Origin of the sequence: Flavobacterium gillisiae (genome assembly GCF_900107635.1) — a bacterium.
GTDB classification, from domain to species: Bacteria; Bacteroidota; Bacteroidia; order Flavobacteriales; family Flavobacteriaceae; genus Flavobacterium; species Flavobacterium gillisiae.
In genome coordinates this window covers 238,672-260,500 of record NZ_FNRD01000001.1, presented here as the reverse complement: position 1 = coordinate 260,500, position 21,829 = coordinate 238,672, and the positions used below count along the sequence as shown (strand labels likewise).

Genomic DNA, 21,829 nt, shown 5'->3' with positions numbered 1-21,829 from the left:
TATTTTAAAAAAGAAGAAATCTAAAAAAATAAAAGCTATTAATAACCGTTAACGCAAACCAATCATAAATAATTATGGAAGTAACAGAATTCCCAAGAAGAAACAGATTAGATTTAAACACACCCGCAGAAAAAGCAATTCACGACGCAATTCAAGAAGTCGAAAAAGTAGGTGCTGATCCTAAATTGACTGACATTGTAATAATGCTAGGAAAAGCAAAAGACCTGCTTTCTGATTTTATAGATAAAGAATAAAAATAATTATAATCACCATTAAACCAAACCAATCATGGCTACTAAAAAAGTTACAAAAAAAGAAGGGACAACAGCATGCGGAACGCATCTAAAAAAAGGCTACAAATACGTTAAAGGCGGTGGCGTAGTAAAAGTAGCAGCGGTTAAAAAAACGGTCAAAAAAAAAGTTGTGGCAAAGAAAAAGCCAGCAGCTAAAAAGAAATAATTCACTTATAAGTGAATTATTAAAACCGCTCAATTGAGCGGTTTTTTTATGTCTTGAAAAATTAGTTTTATCTATATTTGTAACAACCAACAACCATTGTACTATGATACATGTAAACATCTATCCTGAAAAAGGCGGTCTATTATACAACCAACTGTTAAAAGAAAAGGTATTGATCAACAATAGCTTCAGCATTAACGTAGGTGTAAAACCAAATATAGGTGAAACTTTAAGTATTAATAATCTTAACGTATCAAATGAAAGGTTGCAAAAGTTTTTATCCCGCACGCACACTCTATATTTTAAAGTTGACGATATTATTCAGTCTTATCTTATTACTGAAGGCGATAACGGCATTACTGTTTTAGACTTAAAATGTACTCTTATTGAAAAACCATTTTAGTTTTAAAACTCTAGGGTATAATCTTCTCCATAGTCTTTTGGCAGCATCCCGCCCACGTCTCGCAGGTATTTTCGTAGTGCCGTTTCGGTGGCGTGTCCCGTTATCGGTAGCATTTTTAAAATAACTTCTCGTTCTGTGAATCCTTTTTTCAAATAGGAGTGAAACAAATCTAAAGCAGCTGTGTGCCTGAAGGAATAAATCCCGTATTCATGATTAAAACCAAAATGCGTTTTCACTTTTCCAAAGCGGTGGCCAAAATGATCGACCTTAGATTTTTCGCTAGCCGTCCAAACTTCAAATTTAGCGGTGTTTGTAAAAACGTTTGCTTTAGATGGTAAATCCGCAATATTAATGCCTTCAAAAAAATTAACAATTGGGCCAACTAACTTTTTGACCTGCTTTCGTTTCGTTTTTGTCTCCACGGTCAAATACTTCTCTCTTAAATTGATGTCGCTTACCGTTAACCTGATTATTTCTCGCTGGCGCAAGAATGTAAAAATCACAAACTGGATGAAGTGGTAGAGTTGTTTGTCGTGAATTAAAAGGTAATCCCTGATCTCTTTTACCTGGTACCCTGTAAAAGGTTTGTTTTTAATTGGATCGTCTTTTTTAGTGTCAATTTCGAGAAAGAAATTAGTTGCTGTAATTTTGTCTTTTACGAGTTTGCCAAAAAGACCAGACAAGCAGCGTTTATAATTGTCCTGTGAGGTTCCGCCCACTCCCCTGCCTTTTGGTAACGGTTTTATAAGCCAGTTCATAAACGCGATCACGTGAAGCTCCTTTAAATCTCTAATGTCTTCATGCTCTAATTTATTGACACAAACCCACTCTAAAAAAACATTCATTCGCACCCTATAATCGTCGGCAGTAGATACCTTCCACGATCCTAATTTGTTGTCATAAGCATACTGTAACGCTTCCTTAATAGAATAGGTTTTCTCTTCAAAAACTTTTGGAGTAATCGAAGCTTCGACAAATGGGTTTAATCCTTGATTTAGTAAGGTAGTATAAGCGTTGACCCATACGGTGCCTACCTCCTTTCTCTCGATCACCGTTTTGTATCGATTGATTTTACAGTAGTCCTGGAACTTATCCATTTTTCCAGTATTGGGATTTCTGAAATAATAATACACATACCACCTATGATTCGGCAAAACTGATGGTTTTCCGTTCACTTTAGGTATATATAATTTCACTTCTGAAAAATCCCGCATTCCTACTTTGATTTGAATTTTAATAGGTTCGCTTGTAGGTTCGTTTCTTATAATCAGGTCAAAACTCTTCATATTTATAAATGAACCAAAAAGCAAAAAACCCCTTATAAATAAGGGGTTTCTTTGTACTCAGAGCGGGACTTGAACCCGCACGAACATTGCTGTTCACTGGATTTTAAGTCCAGCGTGTCTACCAATTTCACCATCCGAGCATTATATGGTGTCGAGCGAAAAACGGGGCTCGAACCCGCGACCTCGACCTTGGCAAGGTCGCGCTCTACCAACTGAGCTATTTTCGCATTTTCAATCCTTAAAAAGAACCGCGATACTTGTTCTGTATTGCGGATGCAAATTTAGGACATTTATTGAATTAAACAAGCCTTTTTTAGAAAAAAATTCAATAAAAAAGCTAACGTTTTGATAACCTAAACTTTAAAAAGAAAAAAAATTATTTTCGAGTAAGCATTCTCTTAATTTCGTTGAGTTTCATCAAAGCTTCAACAGGAGTTACAGTATTTATATCAAGATTTAAAATCTCTTCTTTGATTTCTTCTAATAAAGGATCGTCTAAATTAAAGAAACTCATCTGCATTTCGTCCTTTTCCGATTTGATGCCGTTCAACATATCGCTGGAATGGTTCTTCTCTAATTTTTTCAAGAGCTTTTGCGCTTTCAAAATTACGATTTGAGGCATTCCAGCCATTTTTGCTACATGGATTCCGAAACTATGGGCGCTTCCTCCTTTTACTAATTTCCTAACAAAAAGAACCGTGTCTTTTAGCTCTTTTACCGCGACATTATAATTTTGAATTCGAGGCAATGATTCGCTCATCTCATTTAACTCATGATAATGTGTGGCGAATAATGTTTTAGGTTTAGACGGATGCTCATGTAAGAATTCTGCAATTGCCCAAGCAATCGAGATTCCGTCATAAGTACTGGTACCTCTTCCTATTTCATCTAGCAAGACCAAACTTCGGTCTGAAATATTATTCAAGATCGAAGCCGTTTCATTCATTTCCACCATAAAAGTAGATTCTCCCATCGAAATATTATCGCTGGCGCCCACTCTGGTGAATATTTTATCGACTACTCCCATTCTCACGCTGTCTGCAGGAACAAAACTTCCCATTTGAGCTAAGAGTACAATTAAAGCCGTTTGACGCAAAATAGCCGACTTTCCGGACATATTAGGACCAGTGATCATGATCAACTGCTGAGTTTCCCTATCAAGAAAGACATCATTAGCAATATACGGCATACCCACTGCTAGTTGTTTTTCGATAACAGGATGCCTACCATTCTTGATTTCTAGTTCGAATGTTTCATCTAGTTCAGGGCATACATATCTATTCTCAATTGCCAATTGGGTAAAAGAACACAAGCAATCCAACTGCGCCACCAAATTAGCATTTAGCTGAACCGGCTTTATATACGTTGCAATCCAAGCAACTAATTGCTCAAACAGTTCTGCCTCTATTTTTTGTATTTTCTCCTCAGCACCCAGGATCTTAGTTTCATATTCCTTCAACTCTTCCGTAATATAACGCTCTGCATTTACTAAGGTTTGCTTTCTGATCCATTCAGCAGGAACTTTATCTTTATGCAAGTTTCTAACTTCGATGTAATACCCAAAAACATTATTAAAGGAAATTTTCAAAGAAGAAATACCTGTCAATTGAGACTCTCTTTTTTCAATTCCGTCTAAGAATTCCTTCCCAGAAGTTGAAATCGCGCGCAAATCATCCAATTCAGCATTAACCCCCTTCGCAATAGCATTTCCTTTAGCAATAGCGACCGGCGCATCTTGATTTAAGGTAGTTTTGATTTTCTCTCTCAATAAATCGCAGCTATGCAAACTGTCTCCAATAATCTTCACCGCTTCCTGCGGGCTTTCTAACGCCAATGTTTTTATAGGAATAATAGCGTCTAAGGATTCTTTCAAATAAACTACTTCACGCGGTGATACTTTTCCTGCCGCAATCTTAGAAATTAGACGCTCTAAGTCGGATATTTGCTTAATTTGATATTGCATTTTTTGCAACACTTCCTGATTTTCCTGCAAATAAGAAACAACCTTATGACGACTTTGTATTTTATTACTATCCTTTAAAGGCAGTGCCAACCAGCGTTTCAGCAAACGACCACCCATTGGCGAAAGCGTTTTATCGATAACATCCAGTAGTGTAACTGCATTTGGATTGTAACTATGGTACAATTCCAAATTGCGAATCGTAAATCGATCCATCCACACATAAGCATCTTCAGCAATTCTCTGAATCGCTGTGATATGCTGTACTCTATTATGTTGTGTTTCGGACAGGTAATATAAAATAGCTCCTGATGCTATAATTCCTTCCTTCAAATCCTCAATACCGAATCCCTTTAAAGAAACTGTTTGAAAATGCTTAGTCAGGATTTCGAATGCGTAGTCTTCTTTATAAATCCAATCTTCTAAATAAAAACAGTGGTAGTCATGTCCAAAATTTTCTTTGAAATCATTTTTATTGTTTTTTTGAATCAAAACCTCGCTAGGATTGAAGTTTTGCAATAGCTTGTCAATATATTCAGCATTTCCCTGAGCCGTAAGAAACTCCCCGGTTGAAACATCTAAAAAAGAAATTCCGATTGACTTATTAGCAAAAAAAACGGATGCTAAAAAATTATTTGTCTTTGAATGTAAAACCTCATCATTCATGGAGACTCCTGGAGTCACAAGCTCGGTCACCCCTCTTTTTACAATCGTCTTAGTCATTTTAGGATCTTCGAGTTGATCACAAATAGCGACACGAAGCCCTGCTTTTACTAATTTTGGCAAATAGGTATTAATAGAGTGATGAGGAAAACCAGCTAGTGCCGTCTCTGTTGCAGAACCTGCACCACGTTTTGTCAGGGTTATTCCCAATATTTTTGAAGCCCTGACAGCATCGTCTCCAAATGTCTCGTAAAAATCACCTACTCTGAACAATAAACAAGCATCGGGATACTTCCTTTTGATTTCATTATATTGCTTCATTAACGGTGTTTCCTTAACCTCTTTATCTTTAGATGCCAACTTATATTGTATTTAATTAATGTAAAATGTGACAGCGAATTTAAATATTTTATAGTGAATAACTATCACTTCAAAAATTAAAACCATTTTTAAGTAAAAATTAAGTAATTGGCATGATTTTTTCTTTAAATTTGTTCTACTAATCATTAAAACGAATAAAAATGAAGAAAATATTTTTACTTGCGATGCTAACTGTTCTTGGAGCAGCTACTTCTTGTGCTCAAGAAACTACAAAAAAAATAAAAGCAACCGCTGCTAAAGTTGCCAAAGTAGATGGAGCTGGGATGGTTTTTGTTTCTGAAACAATTGATTACGGAACAATTGCACACAATGCAGACGGAAAACGCGAATTTGTTTTCACTAACAATGGTACTAAACCTTTAATTATCACTAATACTCAAGGTTCATGTGGTTGTACTGTTCCTACGTCTCCAAAAGAGCCAATTGCTCCAGGAGCAAAAGGAATTATTGGTGTAAAATATGCAACGGACAGAGTTGGAGCCTTCACTAAAACAGTGACAGTAACTTCAAATGCTGACGGACAAGCAACTAAGATACTTACGATAAAAGGTGTTGTTTTAGGTGATGATGCTTCAAAAAGCTAAATTTTAATTACAGTATTATAAAAAAGCTTCCATAGTTCCGGAAGCTTTTTTTATTTGAATAAACTCCAAAATAATGAGGAAGCTAGAAAACAGCGAATTAGAAAGAAAATCCGTTGAAGATTTTAAAAGTTCAGAAAAGACATCTATTATTATTGTCTTAGATGACATCCGCAGTTTACACAACATTGGTTCAGTATTTAGAACTGCCGATGCTTTTTTAATTGAAAAAATATATTTGTGTGGTATCACTGCAACACCTCCAAATAAAGAAATTCACAAAACAGCACTTGGAGCTACCGAAACGGTAACCTGGGAACATAATACAAGTGTTCTTGAAGTAATTGAAAAGTTAAAAAAAGAAGCCGTTACTACACTCGCCATTGAGCAAGTGGAAAGCGCTATTTTTCTTCAGGATTTTGAAGTGGAGAAAAACAAAAAATATGCTTTGGTCTTTGGAAATGAAGTTCATGGTGTCTCTCAAGAAGCAGTTGCATTATGTGACGGATGTATCGAAATCCCACAATTAGGTACTAAACATTCTTTAAATATCTCGGTAAGCGCCGGGATTGTAGTTTGGGATTTATTTCAAAAAATGAATTGGCCGAAGTAACTATTGATTAAAAAATCAATACTTTTATCGCATGAGTAATTCTTTTTTTTCCAAAATAATTTTAGTGTCGTTGATTTTTATTTCAAATACGCATTATGCGGCAACTCCATTTAGTTTCATAAAAAAAGACAATCCTTTTTCTAATCACTACTATAAGAATAAGCCAACCCCTTCATTTGCGAATATCGCACCTGAAATTGTAGCAATCGGTAATCAAGTCTACTGCCCGCAAACCAATATTAAAATCGTGACTGATGTCACAATAACAGATCCAGACGACAGCGGTACCGATGCAATCTATATCCAAATATCTTCTGGTTATATAAACGGACAGGACATTATAGCACTGGCGGGGTCACACCCTACAATTACTTCGAGTTGGGATGCATCTGCAGGAAAACTAAAATTATTTAGTCCAACTGGCGCACAAGTAACCTACGCCGATTTTGTCGCTGCTATAAAAGATATTGAATATTACAATTTGTCAATTTCTCCATCTGGAATACGAAATTTCTCCATCAGCATAGGGCAGGCCAATTATCTCCCTAGCAACGGTCATTACTATCAGTTTATTCCAAGTATAGGTATTACTTGGACGGCGGCAAAAGTACTTGCCGAAAACACTCTTTATTATGGCTTACAAGGATACTTAGCTACCATAACTACTGCAGATGAAGCCAAAATATCAGGAGAACAAGCCTCAGGAGCTGGATGGATTGGAGGAAGCGATGCCGCAACTGAAGGTGTCTGGAAATGGGTAACAGGTCCTGAAGGACTTGCAAATGGTGGAAATGGAACAACTTTTTGGAATGGGCTTGTCAATGGTTTCGCAACACCTCCTAATAATTTTGCCTTTTGGAATACTGCCGAGCCAAATCAGTACGGTGGAGCTCAAGAAAATTATGCTCACATTACCGCAGCTGGTGTTGGTATTCCCGGTTCTTGGAATGACCTAACAAACACTGGTGATCCTACTGGAAATTATCAACCTAAGGGTTACATTGTTGAATATGGCGGAATGGCTGGAGATCCTGTTTTAAAAATAGCAGCTAGTACTACAATAACAATCCCCAAAGTAACAAGTACAATTGCAAACTCTCGATGTGGATCAGGGAGTATTACCTTACAAGCTACTGCCTCAAATGGAAATGTATATTGGTACACTACAAAAACAGGAGGCTCATCCATTTTTACAGGAAACACCTATACTACTCCAACAATCAACTCTACTACCTCTTATTATGTAGATGCTACAAATGGGAATTGTCCCACTACTCCTAGAATAGAAATTATTGCTACCATAAAACCATCGCCTACAATTACAGCAACCACTCCAGGTTCAGTCTGCGTTTCTGGAACTGCAACTTTAGGAGCAGCAGCCTCCGCAGGAACGGTCAATTGGTATAACGTTTCCACTAACGGAACAGCTTTGGCCACAGGAACAACGTTCACAACTCCTAGCATCTCCACCACAACAACCTATTACGTTGAAGCTATTGCAAATGGATGTACAACTCCATCACGAACTGCCATTACCGCTACAGTTAATAATGCTCCCACAATTATAGCAACAGCTGCGGGATCTCGTTGTGGTTCTGGGTCAGTAATTCTAGACGCAACTCCTTCGGCGGGAAATGTAAAATGGTATGATGTTGCCACTGGAAGCTCGCCATTATTTACTGGAAATTCATTTTCGAGCCCAAGTATCAACAACACAACAACGTATTACGCCGAAGCGATTTTAAACGGGTGTCCTAGCTCAAGAATCCCTGTAACAGCTACCGTATACCCAATAAATACTTCAACGGAAGAAATTATTTTATGTCAAGGTCAAACCACAATATTAGATGCTTCAATACCAAATATGCTCTATTTATGGTCACCTGGAGGAGAAACCACTCAAACTATTGTAGTTTCAACAATAGGCAATTACAGCGTGACAATTAGTTCTCCTACAGTTATTTCTTGTGACTCGAAAAAGAACATTAGTGTAATAGAGCATCCCCAACCTCTCATCAACTCAATTACTGTAGACGAAAATTCAATCGTCATACAACTCGAAAACCCTGAAAGCTATTTTGAATACTCGATAAACGGCGTAGATTTCCAAGCTTTAAATCAATTCACCTATATCCCTACTGGTCAATACACTGCTTTCGTAAGAGACAACAACGGTTGTAACTTAGTAACGCAACAATTTACCATCTTTACTATTCCTAAATTTTTCACACCTAATAATGACGGTTTCAACGATGTGTGGAAAATAAAAGAGATGGGCGACTATCCTAATTCAAGTGCTCAAATTTTTGATCGATATGGTAAATTAATAATAGAATTAAACGCTGCCAATTATAGTTGGGATGGAAAATTCAATAGTAAAAATTTACCCGCAGATGATTATTGGTACCACTTAAAACTAGACAATACCAAGCCCGGAATACGAGGTCATTTTACATTAAAGAGATAAACTACCCCGCAATTTTCTTTCTAATTTCTTCTAAAATATAAAGATAATCTTCTTGATTTTTTACGAAATCTTTATCGGAAACATCAATAATCAAAACATTCAATTCCGTCTGTGACTTAATATAATCTAAGTAGCCGCTATTAATTTTGTCCAAATAATCCGCTGGAATTTTTTGTTCGTAGCTTCTGCCTCTTTTCTTTATATTTTGCAAAAGGCGTTCTGAATTTTGATATAAATAAATATACAAGTCCGGCTTAGGCATTTCCCTGTAAACAATATCGAACAGATTGCGATACAGCCTGTATTCATCTTCTGCTAACGTTATTTTAGCAAAAATCAATGATTTAAAAATATGATAATCTGCTACTATAAAATCTTTAAACAAATCAAATTGCGCTAGATCATCTGATAATTGCTGATACCTATCGGCCAAAAAAGACATCTCAAGCGGAAAAGCATAACGATTTTGATCTTTATAGAACTTTGGCAGAAAGGGATTGTCTGCAAAGCGCTCTAGCACCGTTTTAGCATTAAAATCTTCGGCAATTTTAGTCGCTAAAGTTGTTTTTCCTGCTCCAATATTCCCTTCTAAAGCAACATAATTGAATTGCTCCAATGCAATACTTTGCAATGGACTTTCTACTGTTTCTATTGCTTCACACGCACTCTGATCTGAAGAAATATCTACCAATTCTGAAATATTCTTTTTCAAAATAGGATGCTTCCAATCTAAATTTAAATCATGAATCGGCAACAAGACGAATTTTCTGTCTTGCATCAATGGGTGCGGGATTTGTAGCTTTTCGGAATCAATTATTTGTTCATCATAAGCAATCAAGTCAATATCGATAAGTCGAGATTGATATCCTTTTTTATCATTGCGAATACGCCCCAATTTCTTTTCAATCTTTAGGGCTTGAGTAAGAATCTTATGCGCCGAAGTAAAAGTGTGTAAAACTAACGCACAATTATAGAAAGCGTCACTATCAAAACCCCAAGATGGAGTTTCATATATTTTGGAGACTTTAATTACCGTACCAATTTCTTGATGGATCAATTCTATACATTGCTTCACGTTTTCAAGCCGATCCCCTTGATTACTGCCTATAGATAAAATAACTTGATGTTGTGATTTCATATTAGGCACAAATTAACTAAAAGAATTTTAGAATTAGCGATATATTTGTACAAAGTGTATGTGCTAATTTCAGTTTTTCTAAATGTAAATCTGTAACGATTCTACATTTTTCGCTACTAATAAATAAAAATATAATTATGAAGTTTTTAGGAAATGTATTGGCGACCATTATCGGTCTATTTATTTTTTTTATGTTGTTCTTTTTTGGAATACTAATTATCGGAGCAGTCTTTGGTGGTGATTCCGAAACGATAAAAGTCAAAAATAATTCTGTAATCGAATTAAATCTCGAAGATATCAAGTATGATTACGCCGGAAAATATGAAGATCCTTGGATCACTATTTTTGCCGATAAAAAAAGCGTTGGACTAAGCGATGTTATAAAAGCGATAGAAGAGGCTAAAACAGACGATGATATTAAAGGTATATCCATCTTAAATAATCAATCTACCTTAGGAATGGCCCAAAGCAAAGCTTTGAGAGATGAATTAGAAAGTTTTAAAAAATCAGGGAAGTTTGTCATGGCTTATGCCAATTCCTACACCCAAAAAGAATATTATCTGAATTCAGTTGCTAGCCCTATCTATATAAATCCTGTAGGAGATATGGATTTCAAAGGATTGTCTGCTGAACTGATGTTTTTCAAGGACCTTCAGGAAAAAACTGGAGTAAAAATGGAAGTGATACGCCACGGAAAATACAAAAGTGCCGTAGAACCTTTCCTTGAAAATGAAATGAGTGATGCCAATAGAGAACAAGTCACCGCACTGTTAAATTCTGTTTGGAATTCAGTTACAGCCGATATTTCGAAAAGTAGAAATGTCTCAGTTGATAAACTTAATGAAATTGCAAATGGTCTTCTTGCTCGAACTCCAGAAATGGCGAAAGAGCAAAAACTAGTCGATATTATAGCCTATGAAGATGTCTATCATGATGCTATCAGAAAAGCGTTAAAAGTGGAGAAAGACGAAGATTACAACAAAGTAAGCATCTTTGACTACACAAAAAAGATGACTACCACTGGCATAAGTACAGATTCAAAAAATCAAATTGCCGTTATCTATGCACAGGGAGAAATTCAAAGTGGTGAAGGCGATGTCAACACTATAGGAGAAGGATCGATGCGTCGCTCTTTGCAGGAAGCAAGAAAAAACAAAGATGTAAAAGCGATTGTACTTCGTATTGACAGTCCTGGAGGAAGCGCACTTACATCAGATCTAATTTGGAGAGAAATAGAACTTACTAAAAAAGTAAAACCTATAGTTGTATCTATGGGTAATTATGCTGCTTCGGGAGGGTATTATATTGCTTGTAATGCCAATACTATTTTTGCACAAAACAACACTATCACCGGTTCTATAGGTGTTTTTGGAATATTACCAAACTTTAGTCAATTGACAACAAAACTTGGTATCCATACACAGCAGGTAAAAACACATGAAAATTCTGCTAACTATAGCCCATTTGTTCCATTGGACGAAAAATTTAAAGCGGTAACTCTGGAAGGTGTAGAACATATTTACAAAACATTTGTAACTCATGTAGCTGAAGGTCGAAAAATGACTTTTGCGCAAGTAGACTCCATTGCGCAAGGAAGAGTTTGGGCAGGTTCAGAAGCTATTAAACTTGGTCTCGTTGATAAAATTGGAGGTCTTGACGATGCAATACGCGAAGCAGCAGTTTTAGCAAAAGTAAAAAGCTACAAAACACAGAACTATCCTGAATACAAAAAAGATTTAAATGATCTTTTTGCCGGCTTCCCTTTTTCACAATCCAAAGAGAACTTTATAAAAGAAGAAATTGGAGAAGAAAACTACAAAATATTACAAGAAATAAAAAAGATAAAATCTCAAAAAGGAGTCCAAATGGCAATGCCATTTGAAATAAACATTCAATAAGGTAAGATAGCTTTAAAAACTAAATCCGTTTGATCTCTTTTCAAACGGATTTTTTTATGCTTTTACCAATTAGTATTTTTATAGAATTTGTCAGTTCTTATATAATGAAAAAGGAGTAATACATTATTTATGAAAACTTTAAAGTATCTCTAATTCATAAAATGTTATTTTTGTAAATAAAGTACGGCAACATATTTGCTATATCACCTAAAAATAAAACATCTAAAAACATATGCTAAGTAAAATTTTAAAAATAATCGGAAGTATATTTGTTCTCCTTGCGGTAACTTTATTTGCAGTTCCTTATTTTTTCAAGGATCAAATAAAAGCTAAAATTACAGAAGCGATAAATAAAAAAGTAGATGCAAAAGTCAGTTTTGAAGATGCTGATTTGAGTCTCTTTAAAAATTTCCCCAATGCTAATGTTACTTTGTACAAATTGAACATTATTAACAAAGCGCCTTTTGAAGGCGATACATTAGCGTCAATAGGAGAAATAGATTTAAAGATGTCTATTAAGGAACTTTTTAAAGGAAAAGACGAAGCCATGGATATTCAAGGAATAGCTACAAAAAATGGTATGATAAACATTATATTCAACAAGGACGGAATTGGAAATTATGACATTGCCATAAAAAATGATGAAGCTAGTACTGCGAGTAAACCGTTGACGCTAAACATTCAAAAGTATGAGCTTGAAAACTTCAAGTTCAAGTACTTTGACGAAAGCTCCAAAATAAAAATGGTGATTGACAGTATAAACCATGAAGGAACTGGTGACTTTGCAGCCTCAAAATTGGATTTGGTTACAAAATCTACCGCAAAAATGACCCTTGACATGGATAAGGTCAACTATATGCAAAATGTTTCCTTGACATTAGACGCCGTTTTAGGGATAGATTTAGAAAATAGCAAATATACTTTCAAAGAAAACAAAGCATTAATCAATCAATTGCCGTTAGAATTTGATGGGTTTATTCAACTCGTTGATGCTGGTCAGGAATATGATTTAAAATTCAAAACACCTACATCCTCCTTTAAAAATTTCCTTGGAATTATCCCCGCAGTATACGCTGCAAATTTAGATAATGTAAAGACAACAGGTGATTTCACTGTGGTTGGTTTTGCAAAAGGATTGTATTCAGATACAACGGTACCAAAATTCAATATCGACATCGCTTCAAACAATGCTTCTGTTCAGTATCCTGATTTACCAAAATCAATTCAAAATATCATAATCGACAGTAAAATTATAAATGAAACTGGAATTTTAAACGACACCTATATCAATCTTGACAAACTGTCTTTTAGAATAGATCAAGATGTTTTTAATGCGAAAGCAAACATTAAAAATGTTACTAAAAATGCACTTGTCGATGCTGTATTAAAGGGAACAATCAACCTAGCAAATGTATCAAAAGCTTATCCTATAAAATTAGAAAAGCCATTAACTGGAGTTTTAAAAGCGGATGTAACTACTAAATTTGACATGTTGTCTGTGGAGAAAAGCCAATATGAGAATATCAAGAATGCAGGTACCATGAGTTTATCTGGTTTTAAATATGCAGATGAAAATGGTAAAACAATGAACATTAGCAACGCCTTGATTCAGTTTAACCCTAGTCAGGTAAATTTAAAGCAATTTGACGCTACAACAGGAAAAAGTGACTTAAGTGTTACTGGAATTTTAGAAAACTTTTATGGCTTTATTTTTAAGAACCAAGAGTTGAAAGGAAATTTCAATCTGAATTCAAATCAGTTAGACGTTAGCGATTTCATGACTACAGCAGAAGCTGGTAAAGCGGACACAAAAACAGAAGCGATGAAAATCCCTGCCTTTTTAAATGCCTCTCTTACCGCCAAAGCTAATACGGTATTGTATGATAATTTAACATTGAAAGACGTATCTGGAAAATTGATTATTAAGGACGAGAAGCTAACAATGGAAAACATAAAAACGTCTGTTTTCGATGGAGTCATCGGCTTAAATGGAACTGTTTCTACAAAAGAAAAAGTACCTACTTTCAACATGGACCTTTCGCTGAAGCAAGTGGATATTGCAAAGTCATTTACCCAATTGGATATGTTGAAAAAACTGGCTCCTATAGCAGGAATTATCAATGGTAAATTAAATTCCACAATCAAACTGAACGGAAATCTTGACGCCACTGCCATGAGACCTGATTTAAAAACATTAACGGGGGATTTATTGGGACAACTACTTTCGACAACTCTAAATTCTACCAATTCCACTTTATTGACTGCATTAGGTTCTAATTTAAAATTCATTGACGTTAGTAAAATCGATTTAAATGATCTAAAAGCGGCTATTACTTTTAAGGACGGAGTGGTAAGCGTAAAACCTTTTAACATCAATTATAAAGATATTAAAGCAACTATAGGAGGAACGCATGGTTTTGACCAAACTATGAACTACAATATCAAATTTGATGTACCTGCTAAATATTTAGGAACAGAAGCCAATGCGCTAATCGCAAGACTGACTCCGGCAGAAGCAGCTAAATTAGAGAACATTCCAGTTAATGCTTCATTGACCGGGAATTTTACTAGTCCGAAAATATCTACTGATATTAAAACTGCAGTAACCAATCTGACCAATCAATTGGTACAGCAACAGAAAGAGCGATTATTAACTCAAGGGAATTCTGCTTTAAGTGATTTTATCACTAAAAACAAAAAACCAACCGACACGACACAAACGGTAATTCCAGCCACAAAGGAAGCTGTTAAAGTGCAAGCGCAAGAACAAATTAAAACGAAAGCAACTAATTTGCTGAATGGCTTATTAAAGCAACCTAAAAAAGCAGAGGAAGAACCAAAAACCCCATAAATTATTTCTAAAAAAAGGCCCGAAGGTAAACTTTCGGGCCTTTTTTCATTACACTGTAACCGTTACAACGTATCCCTCGGAGCTACGGATGTTAAAAACGGTGCCATCTTCAAATAAAAGATACTGCCCTTTTATTCCAGTTAATTTCCCCGTGAAATTGGGCGTCTTTTCTAAACTTAAACTTTTTACTTTTGTTGGGTATTCCAACACTGGATAATGCATTTCGTATAAATCATTTTTATTCAAAAAGAAATACTCCTGTACTTCTGACGGAATTAAATTTTCAAGTTTTAATCTTTCAGCTACTAAATCAACGTGTTCTACGTTATTGGTTAACATCTTACGCCAGTTGGTTTTATCAGCATAATGATTTTTTAATGCTACCTCTGTGATTCCTGCTAAATAGCGATTAGGCACTTCCACAATAGAGATAGCTTCATTTGCGCCTTGATCAATCCATCGCGTAGGCACCTGTGTTTTCCGAGTCACCCCTACTTTGACCTCACTAGACAGGGCTAAATAAACAATATGAGGTTGTAGTTGCACTTTTTCCTCATACCCTAAATCTCTATCTTGGATCCCGAGATGAGCAGTACTCAGCTCCGGTTTCATAATCCAATCCCCGACTGCCGCACTCGAATAAAAACAATCGTAACAAAATCCCTGACGGAATATTTTTTTCTTCTTTTTACAATTCAAACATTGGTATCCCACGAAATTGATTTCAAGGTTTTTATCCAATAATTGATTCACATTTAAAAAACTGTCTTCAAAAACTAAATAATATTGAATTGGATTCCCGAATTCAGTTTGCATTTTAGTAAGTACTCCTTCGTATTGCATAAGTTTGATTGTGGATTATATTTTTTATCTTTAATAGATGGATTTTTTAGAACTGCCTATTTCATAGCTTGAAATGATAGGCAATCGTTAGGAATTCTATAATTTTTTACTATTTTTGATAACGTTGTAAAGTTAGTATTTGTTATTTGATATTCAAATGCTAATTCTAAAAAGCCAATCCTAAAACCCAACCTTTAAAAATGCCAATTCAATTAATAAATTCATTTGCCTCTTGGGTTCTAAAACAACGAATCCATCAGATTGAACTTTTCCTGAAATACCCAAATGAGGTACAGGATGAGTTACTTATGAACTTAATTCAATCTGCAAAAAATACAGGGCTAGGTAAGGAATATGACTATGCTTCCATAAATTCCTACGCTACTTTTGCCGAAAGGATTCCTATCAGTACGTATGAAGAATTTCAACCCTTGATCGAACGCACCCGCAACGGGGAACAAAATCTATTTTGGGAAACCCCTATTAAATGGTTTGCAAAATCAAGCGGAACGACTAATGCCAAAAGCAAATTTATTCCGGTAAGCCCAGAGGCTCTGGAAGATTGTCATTATAAAGGAAGTAAGGATTTACTGTGCATGTATTTGAACAATAATGAAAACTCCGAACTCTTTACAGGTAAAAGTCTTCGTTTGGGAGGTAGCTCTCAAATATACGAGGACAACAATACTTTCTTTGGTGATTTATCTGCGATTCTAATTGAGAACATGCCTATTTGGGCTGAATTCAGCAGCACACCGAGTAATAGGATTTCACTCATGAGTGAATGGGAATCAAAAATTGCCGCTATTATTAATGAAACCAAAAAAGAAAATGTAACCAGTTTTGCCGGAGTCCCTTCCTGGATGTTAGTTTTAATGAATAAAATGCTCGAGGAAACGGGAAAAGGAAACCTGCTTGAAATTTGGCCAAACCTCGAAGTTTATTTCCATGGCGGTGTGAATTTTGAACCGTACCGCGAACAATACCAAAAAATACTCCCTAAAAAGGATTTTAAATATTACGAAATATACAATGCTTCCGAAGGATTTTTCGCCATTCAGGACCTCAATAATTCTAGTGATCTATTGTTAATGCTTGATTACGGAATCTTCTATGAATTTATCCCAATGGATACTTTTGGAACACCTAATCAAAAGGCGGTTCGTTTAGCTGATGTAGAAATTTTTAAAAATTATGCGATTGTCATCACGACTAATTCTGGTTTATGGCGTTATCTGATTGGTGACACAGTTCGCTTCACTTCTTTAAGCCCTTACCGCATTCGAGTGACAGGAAGAACAAAACACCACATCAACGTATTTGGAGAAGAGTTAATGGTCGAAAATACAGATGTGGCTATTGCCAAAGCCTGTAAAATGACCCAGAACGAAGTCGTAGATTACACCGTTGCCCCGGTTTTCATGATTGACAAAGAAAAAGGAGCACATGAATGGATGATTGAATTTAAAGAAGTGCCAAAATGCATTGACACTTTCCGAAATATATTAGACGAAACATTACAAAACCTAAATTCTGATTACGAGGCCAAACGTCGCAATAACATGACCTTAAATCCGTTAATTATTAATGTAGCCCGCAAGAATTTGTTTTACGACTGGCTAAAGGAAAAAGATAAATTGGGCGGACAACATAAAATTCCAAGATTATCTAACCAAAGAGATTATTTGGAACAATTAAAAAATATGCAGGTTAAAATATTATGCTAAAGAATGATGAGAAAATTATTTTACATCTTAACAGCACTACTTCTCCTCAGTTCCTGTGGACCGCACCGCATGGGTTGTGGCGCACGCGGAATTTGCAACAGTCCACAACAATTAGAATTGGCACAGCCTGAAAAGAGCATACCCATTAAAAATGTCGGATAATAATACAAGCTAAAAACAGCAATAAAATAAATAAGTCCTGTGTCATTTTATAACGACATGGGACTTATTTATTTTATATCCTTCCGATTACGAAGGAAATATTCAAAAATAACAACGGACAAATTCGCCTAATTGACAAACTGAATCCGTCTACTACCCTTCATTTACAGTCAATCGTAAAAAAGTAAAAAATAGACTAAGTTTGCAACTTCAATATCTCGTTGAAAAGATTTCTCTAATTAGAAAAACTCTCAAATCCTATCTTTTAAATACTATAACAATGGCCAAAAAAATTATTGGTATTCACGAAAAACCTTCCATACTGGAAAGCATACCTCTTAGTTTTCAGCATCTTACCGCCATGTTTGGCGCAACAATATTAGTTCCGATTTTATTAGGTGTCGACCCCGCTATTGCCTTGTTGATGAACGGAATTGGAACTTTAATTTATACTTGGGTAACCAAAGGTGGTATTCCAGCTTACTTGGGATCGAGTTTTGCCTTTATTGCACCCGCTTCTCTAATCATCAGTAGCTACGGTGGTTTTGGACACGCGCAATCTGGATTTATATTTTTCGGGTTGTTTTTTGTCGCTATCTCTTTTGTTGTGAAAAAATGGGGTATAAAATGGATTGACGTAGTAATGCCTCCAGCAGTAATGGGTGCAGTCGTTGCTATCATCGGTTTAGAATTAGCTCCCGTTGCGGCGCAGCAAGCGGGACTTGCACCATGGTCAACGGACATAGGCAGCGTTGTTGCCCCTTTTGTCTCCGATAGTACTGTGATACTGGTTTCAATGTTTACTTTGGGCATCGGGATTATAGGAACTGTACTATTCCGAGGTTTTATGCAAGTGATTCCAATTCTCTTTGCCGTGGTTGCAGGCTATTTTCTGGCGCTCTTTATGGGGTTAGTAGATACTGCCAAAATCAGTGAAGCAGCCTGGTTTGCGCTACCTAAATTTCAAGCTCCGGTTTATGATATAAATGCCATCATTATTATTGCTCCTGCCTGTATTGTGGTGTTAGCCGAACACATAAGCCATTTGATCGTAACTGGCAAAATCACCAACACTGATTTAATGGAAAACCCAGGTCTTCACCGATCACTACTCGGCGATGGAATCAGTAATGTTTTATCTGGTATGGTGGGCTCACCTCCCAATACTACTTATGGTGAAAACATAGGCGTCATGGCCATCACTGGCGTGTATTCCGTTTGGGTAATTCGTGGAGCCGCACTTTTGGCAATCGCTTTTTCGGTTGTCGGGAAAATTTCTGCCGCTATATCTAGCATTCCAACTCCAGTAATGGGCGGAATCACCATGTTGCTGTATGGCGTAATTGCAGTACAAGGTTTGAGAATGTTTGTGGAACAAAAAGTCGATTTCAGCAAAAGTCGAAATATGGTTTTAGGTGCTATTACATTTATTATCGGTGTCAGCGGCGCCAGAATAACTCTTGGAACTGTTCAACTAAAAGGGATGGCTTTTGCGGCTATTGTTGGTGTGTTGCTGTCATTAATCTTCTGGCTATTAGATAAGGTTAGCGTAATGAACGAAGAGGCTTAATGAATTGCTTTGTTTTTTATGTCCTAGAAAGTCAAAATCCATGTACTTCACAAGTTTGTTACCTTCGCATAGAACCAACGTACTTCAACAAATAGAACCAAACTAAAACAAGAAAACCACTCAAATTGAGTGGTTTTCTGTTTTTATAAAAGTATGTGAATATGATTAATCACATAGTTACATTTCCATCATATCAATATGCCTGTCGTGGTATCCTAACAAGTATAAAACACCGTCTAAGCCTAAGCTGGAAATAGAGCTTTCTGCACTTTCTTTAACTGTAAGTTTTGCATGAAAAGCAATTCCTAAACCAGCTAAATTCAACATTGGTAAATCGTTAGCACCATCGCCAACAGCAATCGTTTGGTTGATGTGAATACCTTCTTTTTCTGCAATCGCTCTTAAGTATTCAGCTTTTTTTGCGCCATCAACGATTTCGCCTAGATACTTACCAGTTAATTTACCATCTACAATTTCTAATTCATTGGCATGAACATAATCAATCCCCAATTCTTTTTGCAGGTATTTACCAAAGAAGGTAAATCCTCCCGATAAAATAGCTGTTTTATATCCGTAATATTTCAAGGCTTTCATCAAGCGATGCGCTCCTTTTGTAATCGGCAAATTTTCAGCGACACCTTGCAGTACTTCTTCGCTTAAGCCTTCTAACAAAGCCATACGTTGTTTAAAGCTTTCTTTAAAATCAATTTCGCCATTCATCGCCGCTTCTGTAATCGCTCTTACCTGCTCTCCTACACCAGCTAGATCAGCTAATTCATCAATTACTTCGGTTTGAATCAGAGTCGAGTCCATATCAAAACAAACCAAACGTCTGTTTCTTCTAAACATATTGTCCTCTTGAAAAGAAATATCCACATCCATAGTTCTGGAGATTTCCATAAAACTGGCCGTCATTAAGGCCTTGTTTTCCATAATACCTGACACAGATAACTGCACACAAGAACGAGGATATTCTTCTTTAACAACAATAGAAGCTCTACTGGTTAATCTTTTTATCGAATCAATATTCAAATGTTGGTCGGACATTATTTTAGTCACTGCAGCAATTTGCTTTGCAGCCAATGTTTCTCCCAGAATATTAATGATATACCGTTGTTTGGATTGTGTTTTCACCCAGCTTTCGTAATCCTCAATAGTAATGGGAACGAACTTTACTTTAATCCCTAATTCATATCCTTTAAACAACAAGTCTTTTAAAACGGGAGCAGAAGTAGAACCCGCTTCAATTTCGAATAAAATCCCTAAAGACAGTGTTTCGTGAATATCAGCTTGTCCAATGTCTAAAACAATTGCATTATAGTTAGCCAATACTGCTGTTAATCCAGCTGTAACACCTGGTTTATCCTGTCCAGAAACTTTTAATAAAATAATCTCTTTGTCTTCTGTTGCCATTTTATATCTCTATTGATTTAGAAGTAACAAAAATCGGTAATCTATTTGTTTATAAAAAAGAATCCCCTTCCTTTTTTCAAACAATAACAAATAGTTCAAATTACCCACAAAAAAACCCGCTCAATTGAATGAACGGGCTATTGTTTTTGAGAAAAATGTAATTTCTATGACGCAATTTCTAATCGCTTCAATAAATTCTTATTTAAAGTTTCTATCGCATAGTTCTTATCAATTTCTAATACTTTAGTATCTGAACTTGGTAATTCATACATGGCATCTGTTAAAACCGCCTCGCATAACGAACGCAATCCACGAGCTCCTAATTTGTATTCTAATGCTTTATCAACAATAAAATCTAAAGCTTCGTCAGTGATAGAAAATTCAACCTCATCCATTAAAAACAATTTTTGATATTGTTTGATTAACGCATTTTTAGGCTGAGTCAAAATTGCACGAAGGGTTTCTCTGTCTAAAGGATCCATGTGTGTCAATACCGGCAAACGACCAATGATCTCCGGAATCAATCCGAAATCTTTGATGTCTTTAGGAATGATATATTGCAATAAATTCTCTTTGTCAATATTATCCACATTTTTTGATGTCGAATATCCTACTGCCTGACGATTCAATCTTTTAGAAATAATTCTTTCGATTCCGTCAAAAGCACCACCGGCGATAAACAAGATATTTTGAGTATTTACCTCAACAAATTTTTGGTCTGGGTGCTTACGTCCTCCTTTAGGTGGTACGTTTACAACCGTTCCTTCTAATAATTTCAATAATGCTTGTTGCACTCCTTCACCAGAAACATCACGTGTAATAGATGGGTTGTCACTCTTACGAGCAATTTTGTCTATTTCGTCGATAAAAACGATTCCGCGTTCTGCTTTGGCAACATCATAATCAGCAGCTTGAAGCAAACGTGTCAAGATACTCTCAACGTCTTCCCCTACATAACCTGCTTCTGTCAATACAGTCGCATCAACAATAGCCAAAGGAACGTCAAGCATTTTAGCTATGGTTTTAGCTACTAATGTTTTACCAGTTCCGGTTTGTCCCACCATGATGATGTTACTTTTTTCAATCTCTACCTCATCGTCTAGCTGCTGTTGCATTAAACGTTTGTAGTGATTGTAAACCGCAACCGACATTACTTTTTTAGTTTGGTCTTGTCCGATTACATATTGATCTAAGAACGCTCTAATTTCTTTTGGTTTCTTTAAAATAAGATCCCCAACTAATTTTGAACTTCCACTAGATTTCAATTCTTCTAAAACAATTCCATGTGCCTGCTCAATACATTTATCGCATATGTGCGCATCAATTCCAGCAATCAATAAATTGGTGTCTGGTTTTTTCCTTCCGCAAAATGAGCATTCTAATTTTTCTTTCGCCATTTTTTATTGTTTAAAGT

Annotated in this window: 16 protein-coding genes and 2 tRNA genes; 10 read left to right on the top strand and 8 right to left on the bottom strand. The window is 35.9% G+C overall.

Annotated elements, in window-relative coordinates:
- The first annotated feature begins 74 nt into the window (after positions 1–74).
- The 3 genes from BLV35_RS01125 (at position 75) to BLV35_RS01120 (ending at position 862) form a co-directional block, all read left to right on the top strand.
- Positions 75–254: a hypothetical protein gene (locus tag BLV35_RS01125; RefSeq protein ID WP_091083485.1), complete on the top strand. Its 180-nt coding sequence runs from the start codon at positions 75–77 to the stop codon at positions 252–254.
- A 34-nt stretch (positions 255–288) separates the two neighbouring features.
- Positions 289–459, top strand: coding sequence for a hypothetical protein (locus tag BLV35_RS19205; RefSeq protein WP_176980542.1), 171 nt, complete (start codon positions 289–291; stop codon positions 457–459).
- Between the two features lie 103 nt (positions 460–562).
- Positions 563–862 carry a hypothetical protein gene (locus BLV35_RS01120; protein WP_091083482.1) on the top strand — a complete coding sequence of 100 codons (300 nt, stop codon included), beginning with the start codon at positions 563–565 and terminating at the stop codon, positions 860–862.
- Between the two features lie 2 nt (positions 863–864).
- Here BLV35_RS01120 and BLV35_RS01115 read toward each other — a convergent pair whose 3' ends face one another.
- From BLV35_RS01115 to mutS, 4 genes are all read right to left on the bottom strand, one after another.
- Positions 865–2,148: a tyrosine-type recombinase/integrase gene (locus tag BLV35_RS01115; protein WP_091083477.1), complete on the bottom strand. Its 1,284-nt coding sequence runs from the start codon at positions 2,146–2,148 to the stop codon at positions 865–867.
- A 54-nt stretch (positions 2,149–2,202) separates the two neighbouring features.
- Positions 2,203–2,288 (bottom strand) — tRNA-Leu (locus tag BLV35_RS01110).
- Positions 2,289–2,302: 14 nt separating this feature from the next.
- Positions 2,303–2,375, bottom strand: a tRNA-Gly gene (locus BLV35_RS01105).
- Between the two features lie 149 nt (positions 2,376–2,524).
- Positions 2,525–5,131: a DNA mismatch repair protein MutS gene (gene mutS, locus BLV35_RS01100; RefSeq protein ID WP_176980541.1), complete on the bottom strand. Its 2,607-nt coding sequence runs from the start codon at positions 5,129–5,131 to the stop codon at positions 2,525–2,527.
- A 161-nt stretch (positions 5,132–5,292) separates the two neighbouring features.
- Here mutS and BLV35_RS01095 point away from each other — a divergent pair, with 161 nt between their 5' ends.
- The 3 genes from BLV35_RS01095 (at position 5,293) to BLV35_RS01085 (ending at position 8,813) form a co-directional block, all read left to right on the top strand.
- Entirely contained in the window at positions 5,293–5,736 is a 444-nt protein-coding gene (locus BLV35_RS01095; protein WP_091083475.1) for a DUF1573 domain-containing protein, read from the top strand.
- 73 nt (positions 5,737–5,809) lie between these two features.
- Positions 5,810–6,346 carry an RNA methyltransferase gene (locus BLV35_RS01090; RefSeq protein ID WP_091083471.1) on the top strand — a complete coding sequence of 179 codons (537 nt, stop codon included), beginning with the start codon at positions 5,810–5,812 and terminating at the stop codon, positions 6,344–6,346.
- 31 nt (positions 6,347–6,377) lie between these two features.
- On the top strand, positions 6,378–8,813 hold the full coding sequence (locus BLV35_RS01085; protein WP_091083467.1) for an Ig-like domain-containing protein: 2,436 nt from the start codon (positions 6,378–6,380) through the stop codon (positions 8,811–8,813).
- Between the two features lies 1 nt (position 8,814).
- On the opposite strand, the gene folK is transcribed toward BLV35_RS01085, so the two are convergent.
- Positions 8,815–9,951, bottom strand: a complete 1,137-nt coding sequence (folK, locus tag BLV35_RS01080) for a 2-amino-4-hydroxy-6-hydroxymethyldihydropteridine diphosphokinase (RefSeq protein ID WP_091083463.1) — start codon at positions 9,949–9,951, stop codon at positions 8,815–8,817.
- Between the two features lie 137 nt (positions 9,952–10,088).
- Here folK and sppA point away from each other — a divergent pair, with 137 nt between their 5' ends.
- Positions 10,089–11,849, top strand: coding sequence for a signal peptide peptidase SppA (sppA, locus tag BLV35_RS01075; RefSeq protein WP_091083459.1), 1,761 nt, complete (start codon positions 10,089–10,091; stop codon positions 11,847–11,849).
- 232 nt (positions 11,850–12,081) lie between these two features.
- Positions 12,082–14,700 carry an AsmA-like C-terminal region-containing protein gene (locus BLV35_RS01070; RefSeq protein WP_091083456.1) on the top strand — a complete coding sequence of 873 codons (2,619 nt, stop codon included), beginning with the start codon at positions 12,082–12,084 and terminating at the stop codon, positions 14,698–14,700.
- 48 nt (positions 14,701–14,748) lie between these two features.
- On the opposite strand, the gene BLV35_RS01065 is transcribed toward BLV35_RS01070, so the two are convergent.
- Complete coding sequence (locus tag BLV35_RS01065; RefSeq protein WP_091083452.1) at positions 14,749–15,543, bottom strand: DUF2797 domain-containing protein; 795 nt, start codon at positions 15,541–15,543, stop codon at positions 14,749–14,751.
- 200 nt (positions 15,544–15,743) lie between these two features.
- On the opposite strand from BLV35_RS01065, the gene BLV35_RS01060 reads away from it, so the two are divergent.
- Both BLV35_RS01060 and uraA read left to right on the top strand, forming a co-directional pair.
- Entirely contained in the window at positions 15,744–17,270 is a 1,527-nt protein-coding gene (locus BLV35_RS01060) for a GH3 auxin-responsive promoter family protein (RefSeq protein ID WP_091083448.1), read from the top strand.
- A 442-nt stretch (positions 17,271–17,712) separates the two neighbouring features.
- On the top strand, positions 17,713–19,002 hold the full coding sequence (uraA, locus tag BLV35_RS01055) for a uracil permease (RefSeq protein ID WP_091083444.1): 1,290 nt from the start codon (positions 17,713–17,715) through the stop codon (positions 19,000–19,002).
- Between the two features lie 177 nt (positions 19,003–19,179).
- On the opposite strand, the gene serB is transcribed toward uraA, so the two are convergent.
- Together serB and clpX are read right to left on the bottom strand one after the other, a co-directional pair.
- Positions 19,180–20,415, bottom strand: a complete 1,236-nt coding sequence (gene serB / locus BLV35_RS01050) for a phosphoserine phosphatase SerB (protein ID WP_091083440.1) — start codon at positions 20,413–20,415, stop codon at positions 19,180–19,182.
- Between the two features lie 164 nt (positions 20,416–20,579).
- On the bottom strand, positions 20,580–21,812 hold the full coding sequence (clpX, locus tag BLV35_RS01045; protein ID WP_091083437.1) for an ATP-dependent Clp protease ATP-binding subunit ClpX: 1,233 nt from the start codon (positions 21,810–21,812) through the stop codon (positions 20,580–20,582).
- Positions 21,813–21,829 lie beyond the last annotated feature (17 nt).